Annotated in this window: 18 protein-coding genes; 8 read left to right on the forward strand and 10 right to left on the reverse strand. The window is 65.5% G+C overall.

Features of this window, described 5'->3' with window-relative positions:
- Positions 1–11: 11 nt before the first annotated feature.
- Positions 12–689, reverse strand: coding sequence for an endonuclease III (gene nth / locus GQO94_RS17095; protein ID WP_156842648.1), 678 nt, complete (start codon positions 687–689; stop codon positions 12–14).
- Positions 686–1,414 (reverse strand): 4-hydroxy-tetrahydrodipicolinate reductase, encoded by a 729-nt coding sequence (gene dapB / locus GQO94_RS17100; protein WP_156842649.1) that lies wholly within the window; start codon positions 1,412–1,414, stop codon positions 686–688. The genes nth and dapB overlap by 4 nt, the downstream gene beginning before the upstream one ends.
- Before the next feature lie 149 nt (positions 1,415–1,563).
- On the opposite strand from dapB, the gene GQO94_RS17105 reads away from it, so the two are divergent.
- Positions 1,564–2,268 carry an NAD-dependent deacylase gene (locus GQO94_RS17105; RefSeq protein WP_156842650.1) on the forward strand — a complete coding sequence of 235 codons (705 nt, stop codon included), beginning with the start codon at positions 1,564–1,566 and terminating at the stop codon, positions 2,266–2,268.
- Here GQO94_RS17105 and GQO94_RS17110 read toward each other — a convergent pair.
- The 5 genes from GQO94_RS17110 to mutM form a co-directional block, all read right to left on the reverse strand.
- Entirely contained in the window at positions 2,254–3,039 is a 786-nt protein-coding gene (locus GQO94_RS17110) for a HesA/MoeB/ThiF family protein (protein ID WP_156842651.1), read from the reverse strand. The genes GQO94_RS17105 and GQO94_RS17110 overlap by 15 nt on opposite strands.
- Positions 3,036–3,455: a DUF983 domain-containing protein gene (locus GQO94_RS17115; RefSeq protein ID WP_156842652.1), complete on the reverse strand. Its 420-nt coding sequence runs from the start codon at positions 3,453–3,455 to the stop codon at positions 3,036–3,038. The genes GQO94_RS17110 and GQO94_RS17115 overlap by 4 nt, the downstream gene beginning before the upstream one ends.
- A 211-nt stretch (positions 3,456–3,666) precedes the next feature.
- Positions 3,667–5,091 (reverse strand): chromosomal replication initiator protein DnaA, encoded by a 1,425-nt coding sequence (gene dnaA / locus GQO94_RS17120; protein WP_156842653.1) that lies wholly within the window; start codon positions 5,089–5,091, stop codon positions 3,667–3,669.
- A gap of 538 nt (positions 5,092–5,629) precedes the next feature.
- Positions 5,630–5,890 (reverse strand): 30S ribosomal protein S20, encoded by a 261-nt coding sequence (gene rpsT / locus GQO94_RS17125; RefSeq protein WP_156842654.1) that lies wholly within the window; start codon positions 5,888–5,890, stop codon positions 5,630–5,632.
- Between the two features lie 137 nt (positions 5,891–6,027).
- Positions 6,028–6,840, reverse strand: a complete 813-nt coding sequence (mutM, locus tag GQO94_RS17130; RefSeq protein ID WP_156842681.1) for a bifunctional DNA-formamidopyrimidine glycosylase/DNA-(apurinic or apyrimidinic site) lyase — start codon at positions 6,838–6,840, stop codon at positions 6,028–6,030.
- A gap of 83 nt (positions 6,841–6,923) precedes the next feature.
- Here mutM and GQO94_RS17135 point away from each other — a divergent pair, with 83 nt between their 5' ends.
- The 6 genes from GQO94_RS17135 to GQO94_RS17160 all read left to right on the forward strand — a co-directional run bounded on the left by GQO94_RS17135 (position 6,924) and on the right by GQO94_RS17160 (position 13,664).
- The gene (locus tag GQO94_RS17135; RefSeq protein WP_156842655.1) at positions 6,924–7,868 is read left to right on the forward strand and encodes a DMT family transporter; all 945 of its coding nucleotides are present in this window, start codon (positions 6,924–6,926) and stop codon (positions 7,866–7,868) included.
- Complete coding sequence (locus tag GQO94_RS17140; RefSeq protein WP_156842656.1) at positions 7,865–8,608, forward strand: class I SAM-dependent methyltransferase; 744 nt, start codon at positions 7,865–7,867, stop codon at positions 8,606–8,608. Before GQO94_RS17135 ends, GQO94_RS17140 begins: the two co-directional genes overlap by 4 nt.
- Positions 8,609–8,617: 9 nt before the next feature.
- The gene (gene ubiB / locus GQO94_RS17145; RefSeq protein WP_156842657.1) at positions 8,618–10,177 is read left to right on the forward strand and encodes a 2-polyprenylphenol 6-hydroxylase; all 1,560 of its coding nucleotides are present in this window, start codon (positions 8,618–8,620) and stop codon (positions 10,175–10,177) included.
- Between the two features lie 261 nt (positions 10,178–10,438).
- A complete protein-coding gene (locus GQO94_RS17150; protein ID WP_156842658.1) occupies positions 10,439–12,121 on the forward strand; it encodes a bifunctional phosphopantothenoylcysteine decarboxylase/phosphopantothenate synthase in 1,683 nt (560 codons plus the stop codon).
- Complete coding sequence (gene dut, locus GQO94_RS17155) at positions 12,105–12,575, forward strand: dUTP diphosphatase (protein ID WP_156842659.1); 471 nt, start codon at positions 12,105–12,107, stop codon at positions 12,573–12,575. The genes GQO94_RS17150 and dut overlap by 17 nt, the downstream gene beginning before the upstream one ends.
- A 111-nt stretch (positions 12,576–12,686) precedes the next feature.
- Positions 12,687–13,664: a phosphatase PAP2 family protein gene (locus GQO94_RS17160; protein WP_156842660.1), complete on the forward strand. Its 978-nt coding sequence runs from the start codon at positions 12,687–12,689 to the stop codon at positions 13,662–13,664.
- Between the two features lie 115 nt (positions 13,665–13,779).
- On the opposite strand, the gene GQO94_RS17165 is transcribed toward GQO94_RS17160, so the two are convergent.
- Entirely contained in the window at positions 13,780–14,409 is a 630-nt protein-coding gene (locus GQO94_RS17165; RefSeq protein WP_232332992.1) for a DUF4136 domain-containing protein, read from the reverse strand.
- A gap of 249 nt (positions 14,410–14,658) precedes the next feature.
- Here GQO94_RS17165 and GQO94_RS17170 point away from each other — a divergent pair, with 249 nt between their 5' ends.
- Entirely contained in the window at positions 14,659–15,303 is a 645-nt protein-coding gene (locus GQO94_RS17170; protein ID WP_156842662.1) for an MOSC domain-containing protein, read from the forward strand.
- 9 nt (positions 15,304–15,312) lie between these two features.
- Here the strand turns inward: GQO94_RS17170 and trpS are convergent, their stop codons facing one another.
- Positions 15,313–16,317, reverse strand: a complete 1,005-nt coding sequence (gene trpS / locus GQO94_RS17175; protein ID WP_156842663.1) for a tryptophan--tRNA ligase — start codon at positions 16,315–16,317, stop codon at positions 15,313–15,315.
- Positions 16,318–16,331: 14 nt separating this feature from the next.
- Complete coding sequence (gene murJ, locus GQO94_RS17180) at positions 16,332–17,927, reverse strand: murein biosynthesis integral membrane protein MurJ (RefSeq protein WP_156842664.1); 1,596 nt, start codon at positions 17,925–17,927, stop codon at positions 16,332–16,334.
- Between the last annotated feature and the right edge of the window lie 18 nt (positions 17,928–17,945).

Here is a 17,945-nt window from a genome sequence, read left to right on the forward strand (position 1 = left end):
TTATAGGTCTTTCAGCTCTCCCCCTTCGCAACGGCTCGCTTGCCCGGTCGTTCCGTGACCTTCGTCTTGTAGGTGCACAAGTCCACGACCGGACAACGCCAGCATTCGGGGGTCCTTGCCTTACAGACGTAGCGGCCATGCAAAATCAGCCAGTGATGCGCGCCGATCCGGAAAGGATCGGGCACGTTTTTTTCCAGCCCCTTCTCGACCGCCAGCGGCGTCTTGCCCTTGGCGAGGCCGGTGCGGTTGCACACGCGGAAGATATGCGTGTCGACCGCGAAGGTCTCCGCGCCGAAGGCCGAGTTCATTACGACGTTCGCGGTCTTGCGGCCAACGCCGGGAAGGGCGGTCAGCGCATCGCGATTGGCGGGGACTTCGCCGTCATGATCGCGCTCCAGCATTTCCGATAGCGCGATGACGTTCTTGGCCTTGGAATTGAACAGGCCGATGGTCTTGATGTGCTCTTTGAGCGCCTCTTCGCCAAGCTCGATCATCTGCGCGGGCGTCTTCACTTCGCGAAACAGCGCCCGTGTCGCCTTGTTGACCCCGACATCGGTCGATTGCGCGGAAAGCACCACGGCGACGAGCAGCTGGTAGACGTTGTCCTCGCCATATTCGAGCTCGGTCACCGGGTCCGGGTTCGCCTCGGCCAGCCGGCGGAAGAACTCGAAGATATCGGCCTTCTTCAAAGCTCCAGCACCTCGGGCATGGTGTAGCGGCCGGGCGGCTTGCCGAGGATCCACTGGCAGGCGCGCACCGCGCCGCGCGCGAAGATGCTGCGGTTTTCGGCCATGTGCGACAGCGTCAGCCGCTCGCTCTCGCCGAGGAAGGCGACCGTGTGATCGCCCGCGACGGTGCCACCGCGCAAGGCCGCGAAGCCGATCGCGCCGGTGCCGCGCTTGCCGGTGATGCCGTCGCGTCCGCGTTCGGAATCCTGTGCGAGATCGACCCCGCGCCCGCGCGCTGCAGCCTCGCCCAGCAGTAGCGCGGTGCCCGAGGGGGCGTCGACCTTCATTCGGTGGTGAGTCTCGACGATCTCGATGTCCCAGTCCTCGCCGAGCCGGCTTGCGGCTTCGCGCACGAGATGCGCGAGGAGCGTGACGCCGAGCGAGGTGTTGCCGGTCTGGAGCACCGGGATCGTCTCGGCGGCGTGATCGATCAGGAAGTGATGCCGTTCCTCCAGCCCTGTCGTACCGATGACCACGGGCACGCCCGCCGCCGCGGCCGCATCGAGGTTCTCTTCCAGCGCCGCGGGTGAGGAGAAGTCGACCAGCACATCGCTTTGCGCCGCCAGCGCGGCGACGTCGCCGCCCTTGTCGACACCGCCGGCGAAATCCTCGCCGGCATCGGCGATGGCGGCGGCGATCGCCTGCCCCATGCGTCCCTCGCTGCCGATGATCCCGATTCTCGCCATTGATGTATCCTCGTTTGCATGCGGCACCGGCCCGCTCCCCCACCCGACCTCCCACGAGTGTATCCTGATGGGAGGTCGGGTGGGGGCGCGGGCCGGTGCCGCGATCCACGACGTGGATCGATGACTCATTTCATGCTCTCTTGGCCGCGATGACCAACATTCGCAATATCGTGATCCTGACCGGCGCCGGCGTGAGCGCCGAAAGCGGGATCGACACCTTCCGCACCGCCGGCGGCCTGTGGGAGCGCTACAAGCCCGAGGACGTCGCCACGCCCGAGGCGTTCGCGCGCGATCCCGACCTGGTGCTCGCCTTCTACGACATGCGCCGCGCGGCGATTCGCGAGAAGCAGCCCAACCTGGCGCACGAAGCGCTGGCCCGGCTCGATGCCGAATGGCCAGGGGAACTGCTGATCGTCACTCAGAACGTCGACGACTTGCACGAGCGCGCGGGTGCGCGGCGCGTGCTGCACATGCATGGCCAGCATCACACCGCGTGGTGCACCGCATGCGATTCGCGACCGGCGTGGAGCGGCCCGCTTATCCACCGCCCGCCATGTCCGGAATGCGGCGAAGCGGCGCTGCGGCCCGACGTGGTCTGGTTCGGCGAGATGCCGTACCGGATGGAGGAGATCGCAGCCGCTTTGCATGAAGCGGATCTGTTCGTCTCGATCGGCACGTCGGGCGCGGTCTATCCCGCGGCTGGGTTCGTCCGCAACGCGCGCGAGCTTGGCGCAGCGACGCTCGAACTCAATCTCGAACCCAGTCAGGGATCGCGCTGGTTCGACGAGGCACGCCACGGTCCCGCGAGTGAAATCGTCCCCGCGTGGGTTGACGAGATGCTAGCGCTTGCCTGATTCGACGCCTGAGCAACCCTTGCATTCGGGGTCCTTGGCGATGGTGAGCGTGCGCAGGCTTGGCGCCAGGCCATCGAGCAGATGGAGCTTGCCGAACTGCGGATCGCCCAGCGCGGCGTCGCCCTCGAGCAGCACGCGAATCGCCTGCATCGCGCCGAAGGTCGCGACCATGCCCGCCATCGCGCCGAGCACGCCGTCCGCGGCACAAGTATCGCAATCCTCGGCATCGAAAGCGTCGCCCACGAAGCAGCGGTAGCAGGGCTGGTCGGGCAAATGCCCGGCAAAGCTCGCGACTTGGCCCTGGAAACGCCCGATCGCGGCGCTGGTCAGCGGGATCTTGAGCCGCACGCACGTGTCCGATACCGCCAGGCGAGTCGCGAAGTTGTCACACCCATCGAGTACGAGGCTCGCGCCTGAGAGGACTTGCGCGGCGTTTTCGACCCCCAAACGCTCTGCGACGGTACGGATTTCGAGGGCAGGATCGAACCGTCGTACCCATTCGGCCGCCGCTTCCGCCTTGGGCTGGCCGACATCGGACGGCGTGAAGATCGTTTGCCGCTGGAGGTTGGAGAGGTCGACGACGTCGTCATCTACCAGGGTAAGCCGGCCGATCCCGGCGCCGGCGAGATATTGAAGGGCAGGGCTGCCGATCCCGCCGCAGCCGATGAGAACGACATGCGCGCCGACGAGCGCGACCTGGCCGCTCCCGCCCACTTCGGGAAGGATGATGTGCCGCGCGAACCGTTCCAGCCTTTCGGGCGGAAGACTCACGTTTCGCCAGTGCTTTCGGGTTCCGCCGTATCGAGGCGGCGTTCCTTGGTGAAGCCGTGCAACCCGTGCCACCACTGCGCCGCGATGACGGCACCCTTCGCGGGCTGCAACATGCCCAGCATCATCGCCAGAGCGACCGGAATGATTGTCGCGAACATCGCCAGCGGCGACAGCGAATAGTCGAGCGAAAGCAGGATGATGACCGGCGCCAATATGTGTCCGGTCACGAAGATCGCGATGTAGGCCGGGAAATCGTCGGCCTGATGATGCGTCCAGTTCTGACTGCAAGCGGGGCACCGGTCGACCGACTTCAGCCACTTGCGGAACAGCTTGGCTTCCCCGCAGCGCGGGCACCGGCCCAGCACGCCGCGCTGGACGGCCTGGAGGAAGCTATGCGGCAAAAGCTGATGGGACATGCCGGGCGCTCTACGCCTTCAATCGAGAGCGGGGAAGGGGGCGCGTCGCGCGGACGCCTCAATCACCGCATTCGACTCGATCGCGGCCGCCGGACGGGCCGTCCGTAACCCTGTGAACAACACGGGGAAAGTCTATGCACAGCCTGTCGATAAGCGGTGCATAGAGCGTGGGTTCAAGGAGTCGATCGGACGTCCCTTGCGGGGTGTGTGATCAGCTTTCGAGCTGACGCAGCAGGCTGCGCACGTCGCCATCCATATCCGCATCGCGCGTCCGCAGTTCCTCGATCAGGCGCACCGCGTGGATGACGGTCGAATGATCGCGGCCGCCGAACTTGCGTCCGATTTCCGGATAGCTGCGCGGCGTGAGCACTTTGGCCAGATACATCGCCACTTGGCGTGGCCGCACCACGGCGCGGGCGCGGCGCTTGGAGCTCATCTCGGTGCGATCGATGCGATAGAACTGGCAGACCGTGCGCTGGATCTCGTCGATGGTGATGCGCCGGCGATTGGCCGACAGAATATCGGTCAGCTGCTCTTCGGCAAGCTGCAGCGAAACCGCTTGGCCGGTGAGCTGGGCATAGGCGATCAGCTTGTTGAGGCCGCCCACGAGCTCGCGGACATTGCGATTGATGGTGCGTGCCAGGAATTCGATGACGTCGGCCGGGACATCGACCGAAGCGAAGCGCTGCAGCCGGTTCTCGAGAATCGAGCGGCGCAGTTCGATGTCGGCCGACTGGATGTCGGCGACGAGGCCCATCGACAAGCGCGACAGCAGGCGCGGCTCGACACCGTCGAGCGCTTGCGGCGAACGATCCGCGGCGAACACGAGGCGCTTGCCCTCGGCGAGCAGCGCATCGATCGTGTAGAGCAGTTCCTCCTGCGCGGCCGACTTGCCGATGATGAACTGGATGTCGTCGACCAGCAGCAGGTCGAAACCGCGCAGCCGCGACTTGAACTCTATCATCTGGTTCTGGCGCAGCGCCTGGACGAACTCGACCATGAAGCGCTCGGCCGAACAGTAGAAGATCCGCGCGTTGGGATGGCTGGCGAGATAGGCGTGGCCGATCGCGTGCAGCAGATGCGTCTTGCCCTGGCCGGTCGCGGCCTTGAGGTAGAGCGGCGAGAACTGCGGCGCTTCGCGCTCCGACATGCGCTGCGCGGCATTGCGCGCCAGTATATTGCTCGTGCCCGTGACGAACGACGCGAAAGTCAGCGAGGCATCGATGCCGACGCCGCCTTGCCCCAGCGTCGCAAAAGCGTCGCCGTCGAGCACGGAGGAAAGCGGATCATTGCCGTGCGCCCCGTCGTTGGCGGCGCGCCGTGGGTTGCCGCCGTTGCCCAGCCGCAATTCGGGATGGCGCCGGCCGGGCTGAACGAGAATGCGCACGTGGCGCACGTCCGGACGGGCAATCTTCCAGGCAAGCGAAAGCCGGTCCGAAAAGCGATCCGAAACCCAGTTCGCCGTGAATTCGGTCGGAACGTAAAGATCGAGCGTGCCCGTCTCCTTGCAGAGCGGGCCCGGCTGGATCGGCTTGATCCACTGGCTGTGGGCCTGCTGACCAAGATCCTTGCGAAGACCCTGACTGATATCTGCCCAGTCAGCTGCGAGATTGAGGGCCTCCGGATCCTCTTCCATTGCGATCTTTTCACCCTTTGGCTTTTTGCCCGCGCTCTTGGCGCTTCCCATGAACGACCCCGACACCCCAGAATCCTCCAAGTTGTTTACGACCATGCTATTGCGGACAACCAAGGGCGACACGATACAGTTCCGCCCCACGCGCAAAAGCAACTTTTGCGACGGCGACAGTATCGAAATATGACGTATACCCCGAGCCGTTCCGCAACGGCTGAGACCCTTTTGAGAGGTCCCGCCGGACTGTTCAAGCCACTCATCCGGTCACAAGCGGAATCTTTTGCCTTGACAGGCCGAACGTCGCAGTTTCCCGTCAAAATAGTTGTACCCGCCTGATTTTACACGATAATTATCTGATTCACTGCACTGCAGCAAAGCGAATCCCGCAGTTTTCCTACATTTCGATTACACGCAGGATGCTCTGCAAAAATGCAAAAAGGGGAGCCGCTGGCCCCCCTTATAAGACGTTCTCATTTCGTCCCGCTGAACGATCGGTCACATGGCGGTCATGCAGCCGAATCGATTCGCGTTTCGGGATGAATCAGAGAGCGGCAACCCGCTTCGTCAGACGCGACATCTTGCGCGCTGCCGTGTTCTTGTGAAGCACACCGCGCGCCACACCGCGCGACAGCTCGGGCTGGGCTGCCTTGAGCGCTTCGGTCGCCGCAGTCTTGTCGCCGCCGTCGATGGCGAGCTCGACCTTCTTCACGAAGGTGCGGATGCGGCTCATGCGGTTGGTGTTCACGAGCGAGCGGTTCTCGTTGCGACGGATGCGCTTGCGGGCTTGCGGCGTATTGGCCATGTCGGTCCTTATCTCATGGCCGCGACGCGGCCTCGTTCAATTCGAAACTGGGTACTGGCAGATCGGAGTCGCCAGGAAAGCGCGGCCCTTAGCGATGACAGGTGCCTGCGTCAACCCAACAGGCGGGCCGAAAGCCCCTATTTCTGGCAGTTCGGGCACCAGAAGGTGCTGCGCCCGCCTTGAACGAAGCGGGCCACGCTGGTCCCGCACGCACAAGTCTCGCCTTCGCGCCCGTAGACTTGCCAGGATTTGGCGAAATAGCCCAGTTCTCCGGTCGGTTGCGCGTAATCGCGGATGGTCGAGCCACCGGCTTCGATCGATTCGATCAGCACGGCCCGGATCGCCGGGACGAGGCGGCCGAGCGCGGCCAGCGAGACACGCCCCGCCGCTTTCGCGGGGCGGATGCGCGCGCGAAACAGCGCTTCGCACACGTAGATGTTGCCGAGCCCGGCGACGATCCGCTGATCGAGCAGGAGCTGCTTGATGGGCGCGATTCGCCCCGCAAAGGCGCGGCGTAAGTATGCGGGCGTAAGGTCCTCGCCCAAGGGCTCGGGACCCATCCCCGCGAACGGCCCCCAGCTGTCCAACATGTCCGTCGCGACAAGGTCGACCGAGCCGAAGCGGCGCGGATCGTTGAGCGCGAAGATCGCCCCGTCCTCGGTTTCGAGCACGAGATGGTCGTGCTTGCCGATCGCATCGGGTTCGATCCGCCAGCGTCCCGACATGCCGAGATGGAAGATCAGCGTGTGATCCCGGTCGGTGGCGATGAGCCCGTACTTCGCCCGGCGCGAGAGCCCGGTGATTCGCGCGCCGGTCAGCATCTGGACCAGATCGGGCGGGAACGGACGGCGCAAGTCGGGCCGGTGGAGCTGGACTCGCGCGATGCGTTGCCCCTCGAGATGACGCGCCAGACCGCGCACGGTGGTTTCGACTTCGGGCAGTTCGGGCATGGCCGGGCGGCGTTTAGCGTGCATCCGCCGCCATGTCATCGCTGGCCTCGCCATGAGGGCGGCAAAGCTCTAGGGGCCGCGCGATGAAGACCTTGTCGCCCACCACGCGGACTTATCTGCTGCTCGGGCTCGTCATGCTGTTGTGGGCGGGCAATTCGATCGTCGGGCGCGCGATGCGCGACGACATTCCGCCTTTCACCTTGGCGCTCGCGCGCTGGATGATCGCAGCGTTGGTGGTGTGGCCGTTCGCCCTGCCGCATCTCGCGACCGACCGAGCGGCGCTGGCGAAAGGATGGCCCTGGCTGCTGGTCCTGGGGCTGCTCGGCGTCGCCGCGTTCAACGCCTTTCTCTACAAGGGACTGCATTATACGACCGCGACCAATGCCCTGCTGATCCAGGCGGCGGTTCCCGCGGTGGTCGCGCTGCTCGACCGGACGCTGTTTCGCACACGCGTCGCCCCGCTGCAGGCGCTGGGCGTCGCGGCCTCGACCGCGGGCGTCGTTTGGATCGTGGCGCGGGGGCAATGGTCGACCCTGGCGGCGATGCATTTCAGGGTCGGCGATCTTCTGGTGGGCGCAGCGGTCATCGTCTGGTCGCTTTATACGGTGCTGCTGCGCTGCCGGCCGCGAGTTGCGCCCGCGACTTTCATCTTCGTAACCTTTCTGATCGGGGCGGCGGCGATGGCGGTTCTCGCCGCACAGGAATGGGCGGATGGCGAGCGGGTCAACTGGAGCGTGGAGGTCTTCGCGGCGTTCGCCTACGTCGGGCTGCTGCCATCGGTCGTCGCCTATTTCATCTACAACGCCGCCACCGCGACGATCGGTGCGCCGCGCGCGGGCCAGGCGATCACGCTGATGCCGCTGTTCGGCGCGCTGCTTTCGGCGCTGCTGCTGGGCGAGCGGCTGCACGGCTATCACATGGCCGGGATGGGCTTGATCGTCATCGGGATCGTTCTGTCCGCATTGGCGCTTCGCACGAAAGACACTGGTGGCGCGCTCCCTCCCGCCGCGTTACAGGACCGAGGATGAGCGATACCGTTTCCTTCGGTTACGAAGAGGTCAGCCCCGAAGAGAAGACCGCGCGCGTTGGCGGCGTCTTCTCGAATGTTGCCGCTAAGTACGACGTCATGAACGACGCGATGTCGGGCGGCATGCACCGGCTGTGGAAGGACCGCTTCGTGCGCCGGGTCAAACCGCGTGCGGGCGAGTCGATCGTCGACATGGCGGGCGGCACCGGCGACATCGCCTTCCGCCTCGCCGCATCGGGCGCGGCGGTGACGGTCGCCGATATCAATCAGGACATGCTCGACGTCGGCGTTGCGCGCGCGATGGAGCGCGGCATGGCGGATGGCGAAGGCAGCCTCGTGTGGTCCTGCCAGAACGCCGAGACGCTTTCATGGCCGGATCGCACCTTCGATGCCTACACCATCGCTTTCGGCATTCGCAACGTCACGCGGATCGACGCGGCGCTGGCCGAGGCATTCCGCGTGCTGAAGTTTGGCGGCCGCTTTTTCTGCCTGGAATTCTCGACCACCGAGTGGCCCGGCTTCCGCGAAGTCTACGATGCCTATTCGCACAAGCTGGTGCCGCAGATCGGCAAGGCGATCGCGGGCGATGCCGAATCGTATCGCTACCTCGTCGAATCGATCCGGCGCTTCCCCGCAATGGGTGAGTTCGAGGCGATGATCCGCCAGGCCGGCTTCACGCAGACGAAAGTCGAGCCGATCATGGGTGGCCTCGTCGCCATTCACTCGGGCTGGAAGGCGTAAGCCAGCACAGTGACGCAGCCCGCCACGCATATCGCGCGCCTGCTGAAGTGGGGCCGGATCCTGGCGCGGCACGGCGCGCTGCGGATCATCGAGGAAGGGCGCAACACCCCGCCGCAAGTCCGGCGCTTGTGCCGGATTGCGCGGATCGGCACGATCCAGCCGAAAGAGCCCGATTATGCGGGCGCCTTCGAAGCGATCGGCCCTGCTGCGATCAAGCTCGGCCAGACGCTGGCGACGCGTCCGGACATCGTCGGCGAGGAAGCGGCGCGCAATCTGCTGGCGCTGCAGGACCGTCTCCCGCCGGTTCCGTTCGAAGGGATCCGGCGCGAAATCGAAATCAGCTTCGATCGTCCGCTGGAACAGCTCTACTCGCAATTCGACACCGAGCCGGTCGGCTCCGCCTCGATCGCGCAAGTCTATCGCGCCACCACCATCGAAGGGCGGCAAGTCGCGGTCAAAGTGCTGCGCCCGGGCATTCGCGAACGCTTTTCCGCCGACGTCGAGACGTACGAATGGGCCGCGGCGCATCTCGAGGCGCTGGGCGGTGAGGCCTCGCGGTTGCGGCCGCGCGCGGTGATCGCAAATCTCAAGCGCTGGACCTTGCGCGAACTCGATTTGCGGCGCGAAGCGGCCTCCGCCTCCGAACTTGCCGATTCGATGCGCGGGCACGAAGGCTATCGTGTGCCGGACATCGACTGGGACCGCACCAACGGTCGCGTGATGACGCTCGAATGGGTCGCGGGCACCAAGATCAGCGACATGGGGCGGCTGGAAGACTTCGGCGTCGATCGGCCGGTGCTGGCGCGGCGCCTTGTGCTCGCCTTTCTGACTCAAGCGATCAGCGCGGGCTATTTCCATGCCGACATGCACCAGGGCAATCTGTTCGTGGAGCCCGACGGCACGATCGTCGCGATCGATTTCGGCATCATGGGCCGGATCAACCGTCGCGCCCGGCAGTGGCTCGCCGAAATCCTCTATGGCCTGACCACCGGTGATTATCGCCGCGTCGCCGAGATCCATTTCGAAGCGCAATACGTCCCGAGCTATCATTCGGTGGAAGAGTTCGCGACCGCGCTGCGTGCCGTGGGCGAACCGATGCGCGGCAAGCCGGTGAGCGAGCTTTCGGTCGGGCAAATGCTCGACGGGCTGTTCGCCATCACCCGCGATTTCGACATGCAGACTCAGCCGCACTTGCTGTTGTTGCAAAAGACGATGGTGATGGTCGAGGGGCTGGCGACCGCGCTCGACCCGCAGATCAACATGTGGGACGTCGCCGCGCCGTTCGTGCGCAGCTGGATTCGCGACGAGCTCGGCCCCGAGGCGGCCATCGCCGATCGCGTGCGCGAGGATGTCGCCACGCTGATGCGGCTGCCCGACCTTGTGCGCCGGATCGAGGACCGCTTCCCGCCCAAGGGCGGTGCGCCCGAACAAGCCCCGCTGCCCCATGTCGAACTGATCTGGGACCGCAAGCGCCGGCGGCGTCGGCCTCACTGGCCGGGCTATGTCCTCGCCGCCGCGGCCGGCGCCCTCGGCGCCTGGGGCGCGGCCGCGATGGGCTGGATCGGGTGATGGATCCGGCAAGGTCGTAACTACATCCGAAGTTTGCGTCGCACTTACCGTCACCCCGGACTTGATCCGGGGCCCCGCTTGAACCTCTCACTTGGCGGCAAGAAGCTGGATCCCGGGTCGAGCCCGGGATGACGAAGGGGCGGGCAACCAGCCGCAGAGCCGGCATCGGCCCGCCATCCGCCCGCCATCCGCCCCTTGCATCCGCTCTGAACGCCCCAAAGTAATTGCCTGGTAACCACGACTGCTGCAGGAACGTAATCGATGACCGGCCCGCGCGTACTTCTGGTCGTTGGTGGCGGCATCGCTGCCTACAAGGCCTGCGAACTCGTCCGTACCATCCGCAAGGGTGGCGGCGACGTGACCTGCGTGCTCACCAAGGGCGGCGCGCAGTTCGTCACGCCGATGGCGCTGGCGGCGCTTTCGGAGAACCCCGTCTACACCTCGCTGTGGGATCTCAAGGACGAGACCGAGATGGGCCACATCCAGCTTTCGCGGCAGGCGGACCTGATCGTCGTGTGCCCTGCGACCGCAGACTTGCTCGCCAAGATGGCCGCCGGCATCGCCGACGATCTCGCCACCACCATGCTGCTCGCCACCGACAAACCGGTGATGGCGGTGCCCGCGATGAACGTGCGGATGTGGCAGCACGCAGCGACGATGCGCAATGTCGATGTCCTGCGCGAAGCGGGCATCGACGTGATGCAGCCCGACGAAGGCGCGATGGCCTGCGGCGAATACGGCCCCGGCCGCCTGCCCGAACCGATCGCGATCTGGCAGCGGATGTCCTGGGCCCTGGGGCTCGATCCGGTCGAAGTGGCGCCGCTGCCGGGCAGCACGCCTGCGCTTTCGGACCAGTCGGGGACTTACGATCCGCTGGCGCTTCCGCTCGGGTTCGACAGGCCGGTGCGGGATGCTCAGGACGAGGACGAGGACGAGGATGACGGCGGCCTCGACATCGGCCTTGGCGGTCTAGCCGGTTCGCTCATCGCGCGCGGGATCGACAAGGCGCGGCAAGCGGCCGGTCTGGACGATCGCGGCGAGGCGCAGTCGCAGGACATGCCGGAACCGCCGGAAGATGAGCCCGTCGAGATGACGCCCGAAATGCTCGCGCGCGCCGGTTCGCTGCTTTCGAAAAAGGGAACGGCGCGAAGTGCGCCCCCGACCGATCCGCAGGCGATCAACCATCTGGTCGTCGGCGACCGTTCGGCTCCGCCCGAGCCGATCGAAGGCGAAGCGGAAGACGCGTTCCCGACAGACCCGCTGGCCGGCCAGCCCGAGTTCGAAACTGATCCCGCGCACCGCCCCCTCTACGGACGCCACGTGCTGGTCACTGCAGGGCCGACGTGGGAGCCGATCGATCCGGTCCGCTACATTGCCAATCGCTCGTCGGGCAAGCAGGGGTTTGCCATTGCGGCGGCCGCTGCTGCTGCGGGCGCGCGAGTGACGCTCGTTGCCGGACCAGTCCATTTGGCGACGCCGCCGGGCGTCGATCGCATCGATGTCGAGAGCGCGCGCGAAATGGCCGACGCGGTCAAGGCAGCCTTGCCTGCCGACATCGCGGTCATGGTCGCCGCCGTGGCCGATTGGCGCGCGGCGGACGTCGCCGGTTCGAAGATCAAGAAGCGCGGCTCGGCCCCACCGGCGCTGCTGCTGACCGAAAATCCCGATATTCTCGCCGGTGTCGCGGGACGACCCGATCGCCCGACGCTGCTGATCGGGTTCGCTGCCGAGACCGACGATGTAATCAAATACGCGAAGGACAAGCGCAAGCGCAAAGGCGTCGACTGGATCATCGCCAACGATGTCTCGGGCGATGTCATGGGCGGCGATGCCAATTCGGTCCACATCGTAACCGGAACCGGCGTCACCAGCTTGCCCGAAATGCCCAAGGACGAGGTCGCAACGATTCTCGTGGAAAGGATGGCCGATGCACTCGCAGGATAACATTCCCGTACCGGTTCTGCGGTTGCCGCACTTCGAGGGGCTGGAACTGCCGGCCTATGCCACGGATGGGGCGGCGGGGATGGATGTCGTATCCGCCGAAGACGTGACCATTGCGCCGGGCGCGCGCCATGCAGTGGCGACCGGGCTGGCGATGGCGATCCCGCCGGGCTTCGAGATCCAGGTGCGGCCTCGGTCCGGCCTGGCGCTCAAGCACGGGATCTCGGTGCCCAATACGCCGGGAACGGTCGATTCGGACTATCGCGGCGAAGTGAAGATCATTCTCATCAATCACGGCGAGACGGCCTTCAAGGTCCGGCGCGGCGACCGCATCGCGCAGCTCGTGATCGCGCCGGTGGTGCGGGCCACCTGGCTGAAGGTGGACGAACTCGACGACACCGAGCGCGGCGAGGGCGGGTTCGGCTCCACCGGCGGAGTGGTGTCGCTCGGCAATTGAGCGCCCCGCAACTGGGCGACCCGCAACCGCCCCTTAACCAATAGTGCCTAGGTCTGCCGCGCGAGAAGCGCGCACGATCCGTTTGTCGTGCCCGCATCGGGAAGCGCGCGCATGCAGGCCGAAAAGGAATGGATCTATCCCGCGATCGGCCTGACACTGGCGATGGCGGCGGCTGCGCTCGTTTTTACGCCGAACTCTGCTGGCCTGCTCTCGAACCTCGTCATCCTGCCGTCGTGGATGCTGGCTTCGGCCGTGGTCGGAAGCATCTATGCGCTTGTCCGGATGATGGCGATGGGCGTGAAGAGCCCGCTTGCCGAGCTCGGCAGAATTGTCCGCGAGGATCGCAACTGGCTCATCGGCATGATGCTGATGATCGGCCTGGCGGGGGCCAACATGATGGCGTTCCTGTGGTTCAAGCCGCTGCTCAATTATCTCGTGCCGTTTCGCGCCGATCCCTTTCTCGCACAAGCGGACCGCTGGCTGGCGTTCGGGCACGATCCGTTCAGCTTGCTGGACTGGCTCGACGTTCCGGGGGCGGAATTCGTCTATCACAAGCTGTGGACGGGGATGATGATCCTCACACTGCTGGTCGTCGCCGCACGGCCGGCCTCGGCCGACAAGTCGGCAGTGATGCTCGGCTATTTCGTGCTGTGGAGCGTGGTGGGGCCCCTCGTGCATATCCTGATGCCGGCAGCAGGCCCGATCTTCTACGCACGCATGGGCTACGGCGATCACTTCGCCGCGCTCGGGCCCGGCCCGGAGACCCGGGTCATGGCGGATTACTTGTGGGCGGTGTACGATTCGCGCAGCTTCGGCGCGGGTAGCGGGATCTCGGCGATGCCTTCGCTGCATGTGACCACCGCGGTCTGGATGGCGCTTGCCATCCGCGTCCATGCGCCGCGCTTCTTCTGGCCGATGGCGATGTTCAGTGCCTTGCTGTTCGCGCTCTCGATTGCGCTGGGCTGGCACTACGCGCTGGACGGCGTGATCGGGGGCGCCTGCGCCGTCGCCGTCCATTTCGGTTTGCGCGCCTGGTTCCGCGCGCGCCGAATGGACGTGAACGCTCGGCCTGCTCAGGTCACCGCCTGATTTCTTCCGAAGTTCGGATTTTCGCAACGCGCAACAAAAAAAGGACGGGCCCGCGTTTTCAGCGAACCCGTCCCTCGGTGTCTCCCTTGAGGGGAGGCGCTGTCAGGCGGTCTTATCAGCCGCGTGTTTTTTCTGGCGCCACCGTAATGCGCACAGTCTCGCCCGAGTTCCCGGGGAAGTTCGTGAACATCGCTTCGACCAGATTCGGGACGAGATACGGCAGACGATCGGAGGTCGACACCGCTTCCGCCTGACCCTCGAACAGACGCTGACCGTCGGCCTTCCGGTCGATCTTGAGACCGACGCCGCTGGTATAGACGGTGTAGCTCGTCACTTGCGGAGCATCGAAGAACGGATCGTACCAGCCATAAGCCCAGGGCCCACGGCGACCGTAGAATCCGGCGCGACCGTAGCCGTAGCCATACCAGGGATCCCAGAACGGCGTGCGCGCGAATCCGGTCGAGCGAATGCGCTCACGGCCGTTGTCGACGCCGTAATCGAAGCGCACCAGCAGTTGCGCCGTCTCCGGGCTTGCGGGCGTGTAGCCAAGCGAAGCCATCTGGTTGGTCACGAGGCTGGCATACTGGCCGAACTCGATTCCGCCCGCCATCGCCGGATCTTCCGCCACGACCGCGAAGGTCTGGCCCTGCGGCGGCGGCAGCTGCGACTGGAAGCGCGAGACGTCGGCGCGGAACGGAGAGGCGCAGGCCGCCAGCGCGGACAGCAGGACCACCGCAGCTGCCATTCTAAGCCGCGCCAATCCTCTTTTTGGGTTCGATTTCATGTTCACTATCTCCACGAGCGCGAGGGGCCTTTACGCCCCTTTCGGCACGGCCCATTCCATTGACGTTGCCCTATACCGGTTTCGGTCTGAATAGTCGTTGAATAGAATGACTTACGCGATGAGCCGAGTCGGGGTGGCAATTGACAATTGATAATTGCCGTAAAGTCCGGCTTGGTCCCTTCTATCGTTATGTAGGGATGCAACCGAGTGATGACGATACCTGTCCTTTCGATACAGTGCGGGAGTGTCGGCGCTCTGCCCGACGGGACCCCGAGTGCCATCGCGAAGGCGCCCGCCAAGGGCCCGGTACGCGTCACGCGCCTGGGTCTCGAAGGCGATGCGCAAGCCGACCTTGCCGTCCATGGCGGTCCGGACAAGGCCGTGCATCACTATCCGCATGATCATTATTCGTGGTGGGGTGAGGCGATCGGTGCGCATCCGCTTCTCGCGACGCCCGGGGCCTTCGGCGAAAACGTATCCACCGAGGGATTGACCGAGGAGACGGTCGCGATCGGCGACGTCTATCGCCTCGGCAGCGCCTTGGTCGAAGTGAGCCACGGACGGCAGCCTTGCTTCAAGCTCGATGCCCGCTTCGGAAGGCGCGACATACTTTCGAACGTGGTCGGTTCGCGCCGCTCTGGCTGGTACTACCGCGTGCTGGAGGAAGGCGCGGTGGAGGCGGGAGACGCGCTGGATCTGGTCGAACGCCCTTGGCCCGATTGGACCGTCGCGCGCGTCTTCGGATTGCTCATCGCCGGCGATCACAAGCGCGACCGTGCAGGTCTCGAAGCGCTCGGCGCCGTCGCCGCGCTCGCCGAGCCATGGGCCAAGCGGCGCGCAGCCTTGCTGGGTTAGCCGGCGCGCTTAGCCCCGCACCAGCCCCAGGGCCTCGTAAGTGCGGGACAGCGTCGGCGCGGCGAGAGTGCGTGCCTTCTCCGCACCCTTGGCTAGGATCGCACTCAGGGCGGCGCGGTCCTGCTTCAGCTCAACGAAGCGGGCGTTGATCGGGGCCAGGGTCTCGACCAGCAGCTCGCCCAGCGCGGGCTTGAACTTGCCGAAGCCTTCGCCACCGAACTCGGCCAGCACGGCGTCGACGCTGCTGCCTGCCATTGCCGCGTAGATCGCCACGAGGTTCTTGGCTTCGGCGCGCCCTTCCAGCCCCGCCGGGTCGGATGGCAGGGGTTCCGGGTCGGTCTTGGCCTTCTTGACCTTCTGCATGATCGTGTCGGCATCGTCGGTCATGTTGATGCGGCTCATGTCCGAAGGCTCGGATTTCGACATCTTGGCCGATCCGTCGCGCAGGCTCATGATCCGCGCCGCTTCGGGCGGGATGAACGGTTCGGGCAGCGTGAAAACGGGATCGTCTTCGCTGGCGAAGTCGTTGTTGAACTTCTGTGCGATGTCGCGCGCGAGTTCGAGATGCTGCTTCTGGTCGTCGCCCACCGGCACGTGGGTGGTCTGGTAAAGCAGCACGTCGGCCGCCTGGAGCACCGGGTAGGTGAACAGCGCGGCGGACGCGCCTTCGCGGTTCTTGCCCGCCTTGTCCTTCCATTGCGTCATCCGGTTCAGCCAGCCCATCCGCGCGGTGCCGTTGAGCAGCCATTGCAGTTCTGCATGGGCGGGAACCTGGGTCTGGTTGAACAAGTACGAACGATCGGGATCGACGCCGCAAGCGACCAGCGCCGCGACCATCTCGTAGGTATTCGCGGTCAAGGTCGCCGGATCGTGCGGCATCGAGATCGCGTGAAGATCGGCGAGGAAGAACAGGCATTCGCCGTCATCTTGCATGCGCACCCAGTTCCGGATCGCGCCCAGGTAATTGCCGAGGTGCAGGTTGCCGGTGGGCTGAATGCCGGAGACGATACGCATTGTGGTTCTCTTGCTTATTCGGACAGATCGACCGGCCTGGGCGGCCGCTTACGTCGCCGTAGCTGCGCGATGAGGTCCTTGTCGAGCGCGCCGATCACCCAGGCGACAGCGAAGAAGACGACCAGCCCCGAGACGCAGAGCACCGCCAGCGACCAGACGCGCTCGATCACGTTGCCGCCGTAGCGGTCCGCCATCAGCGGCATCAACAGCCACAGCGCCGCGCCCATCGCCACCGTTGCGACCAGTTGGCGCGCGATGCGTCCGGTCAGCTTCCAGGTCAGGTGGAACCAACCGCGCTTCTGCAGGATCGTATAAAGCGCCAGCACGTTGATCGTCGAAGTGAAGGCGGTCGCTCCCGCCAGACCGACGATGCCGTAGCGCGGCACCACGTAGAAATTGATTGCGATGTTGATGACCAGGACGGTGGCGGCGATCCAGACCGGCGTGCGGGTGTCCTCGCGGCTGAAGAACCCGGGCTGGAAGACCTTCACCAGCACGTAGCTCGGCAGACCAGCGACGAGCGCGATGACGATGTTCGACATCACCGCGCCATTTGCCACGGTCATCTTGCCGCCGACGAAGAAAGCCGTGACGAAGGCCGGCGCGCAGATCGCCAGCGCCACCGCGGCGGGCAGCGTCAGCAGCGTCGCCATCTCGACCGCGTTGGTCTGCAACCGCTGCGCCTCGCGCATGTCGCCGGACTGGATGTGGCGCGCCAGCATCGGCAGGATCGCGGTGCCCAACGCAATGCCGACGATGCCCAGCGGCATCTGGTTGAGTCGGTCGGCATACTTCAGCAGCGTCAGCGATCCCTGCTCGAGCGAGGTCGCGAAGAACGTGTCGACGAACTGGCTGATCTGGTAGACGCCCGCGCCGAGCGTGGCCGGAAGGATCAGCATCGCCAGCCGCTTGACGTCCGGAGTCAATTTCGGCGCGCTCAGCTTCAGCCGCACGCCCGCGCGCCGCGTCGCCCAGGCCATGTAGAGCAGCTGCGCCACGCCTGCGACGGCGACCGCAATCGCCTGGACGTAAGCGACGGTCACGTCGGTTCCGCCCGCCTCGCGCAGATAATAGCCGGTGATGATCCCGGTGATCAGCACGAGATTGAGCAGCACCGGCACGAAGGCGCCCGGCGCGAACTTCGAGTGCGCGTTGAGCACCCCCGAAAGCATCGCCACCAGGCTCACCAGACCGAGATACGGAAAAGTGATCTGGCTGAGGTGCACCGCCAGCTCGAATTTTCCGGGGACGTCCTGATATTCGCTGGCCAGCAGCCAGACGATTCCCGGCATCGCCAGCATCGCGATGGCGGAAAAGCCGAGCAGCACCCAGACGAACACCGCCAGCACGTGATTGGCAAAGACCTGGGCCGCGTCCTCACCGCCTTCGGACGAAAGCGCGCGCGTGTACATCGGCACGAAGGCGACCGAGAACGCGCCTTCCGCGAACAGCCGCCGGAACGTGTTGGGAAGCACGAAGGCGAGCTGGAAGGCGTCGGCCGCAAGCCCCGCGCCCAGCACCCGCGCGAGCAGCATGTCGCGCACGAAGCCGAAGACCCGGCTGAGTGCCGTGAGTCCGCCGATCGTCCCGACGTTGCGAACGAGGCTCATGCCCGCGGGGCCCGCTCT

Source organism: Novosphingobium aquimarinum (assembly GCF_009746585.1).
In the GTDB taxonomy this organism is placed as follows: Bacteria; Pseudomonadota; Alphaproteobacteria; order Sphingomonadales; family Sphingomonadaceae; genus Novosphingobium; species Novosphingobium aquimarinum.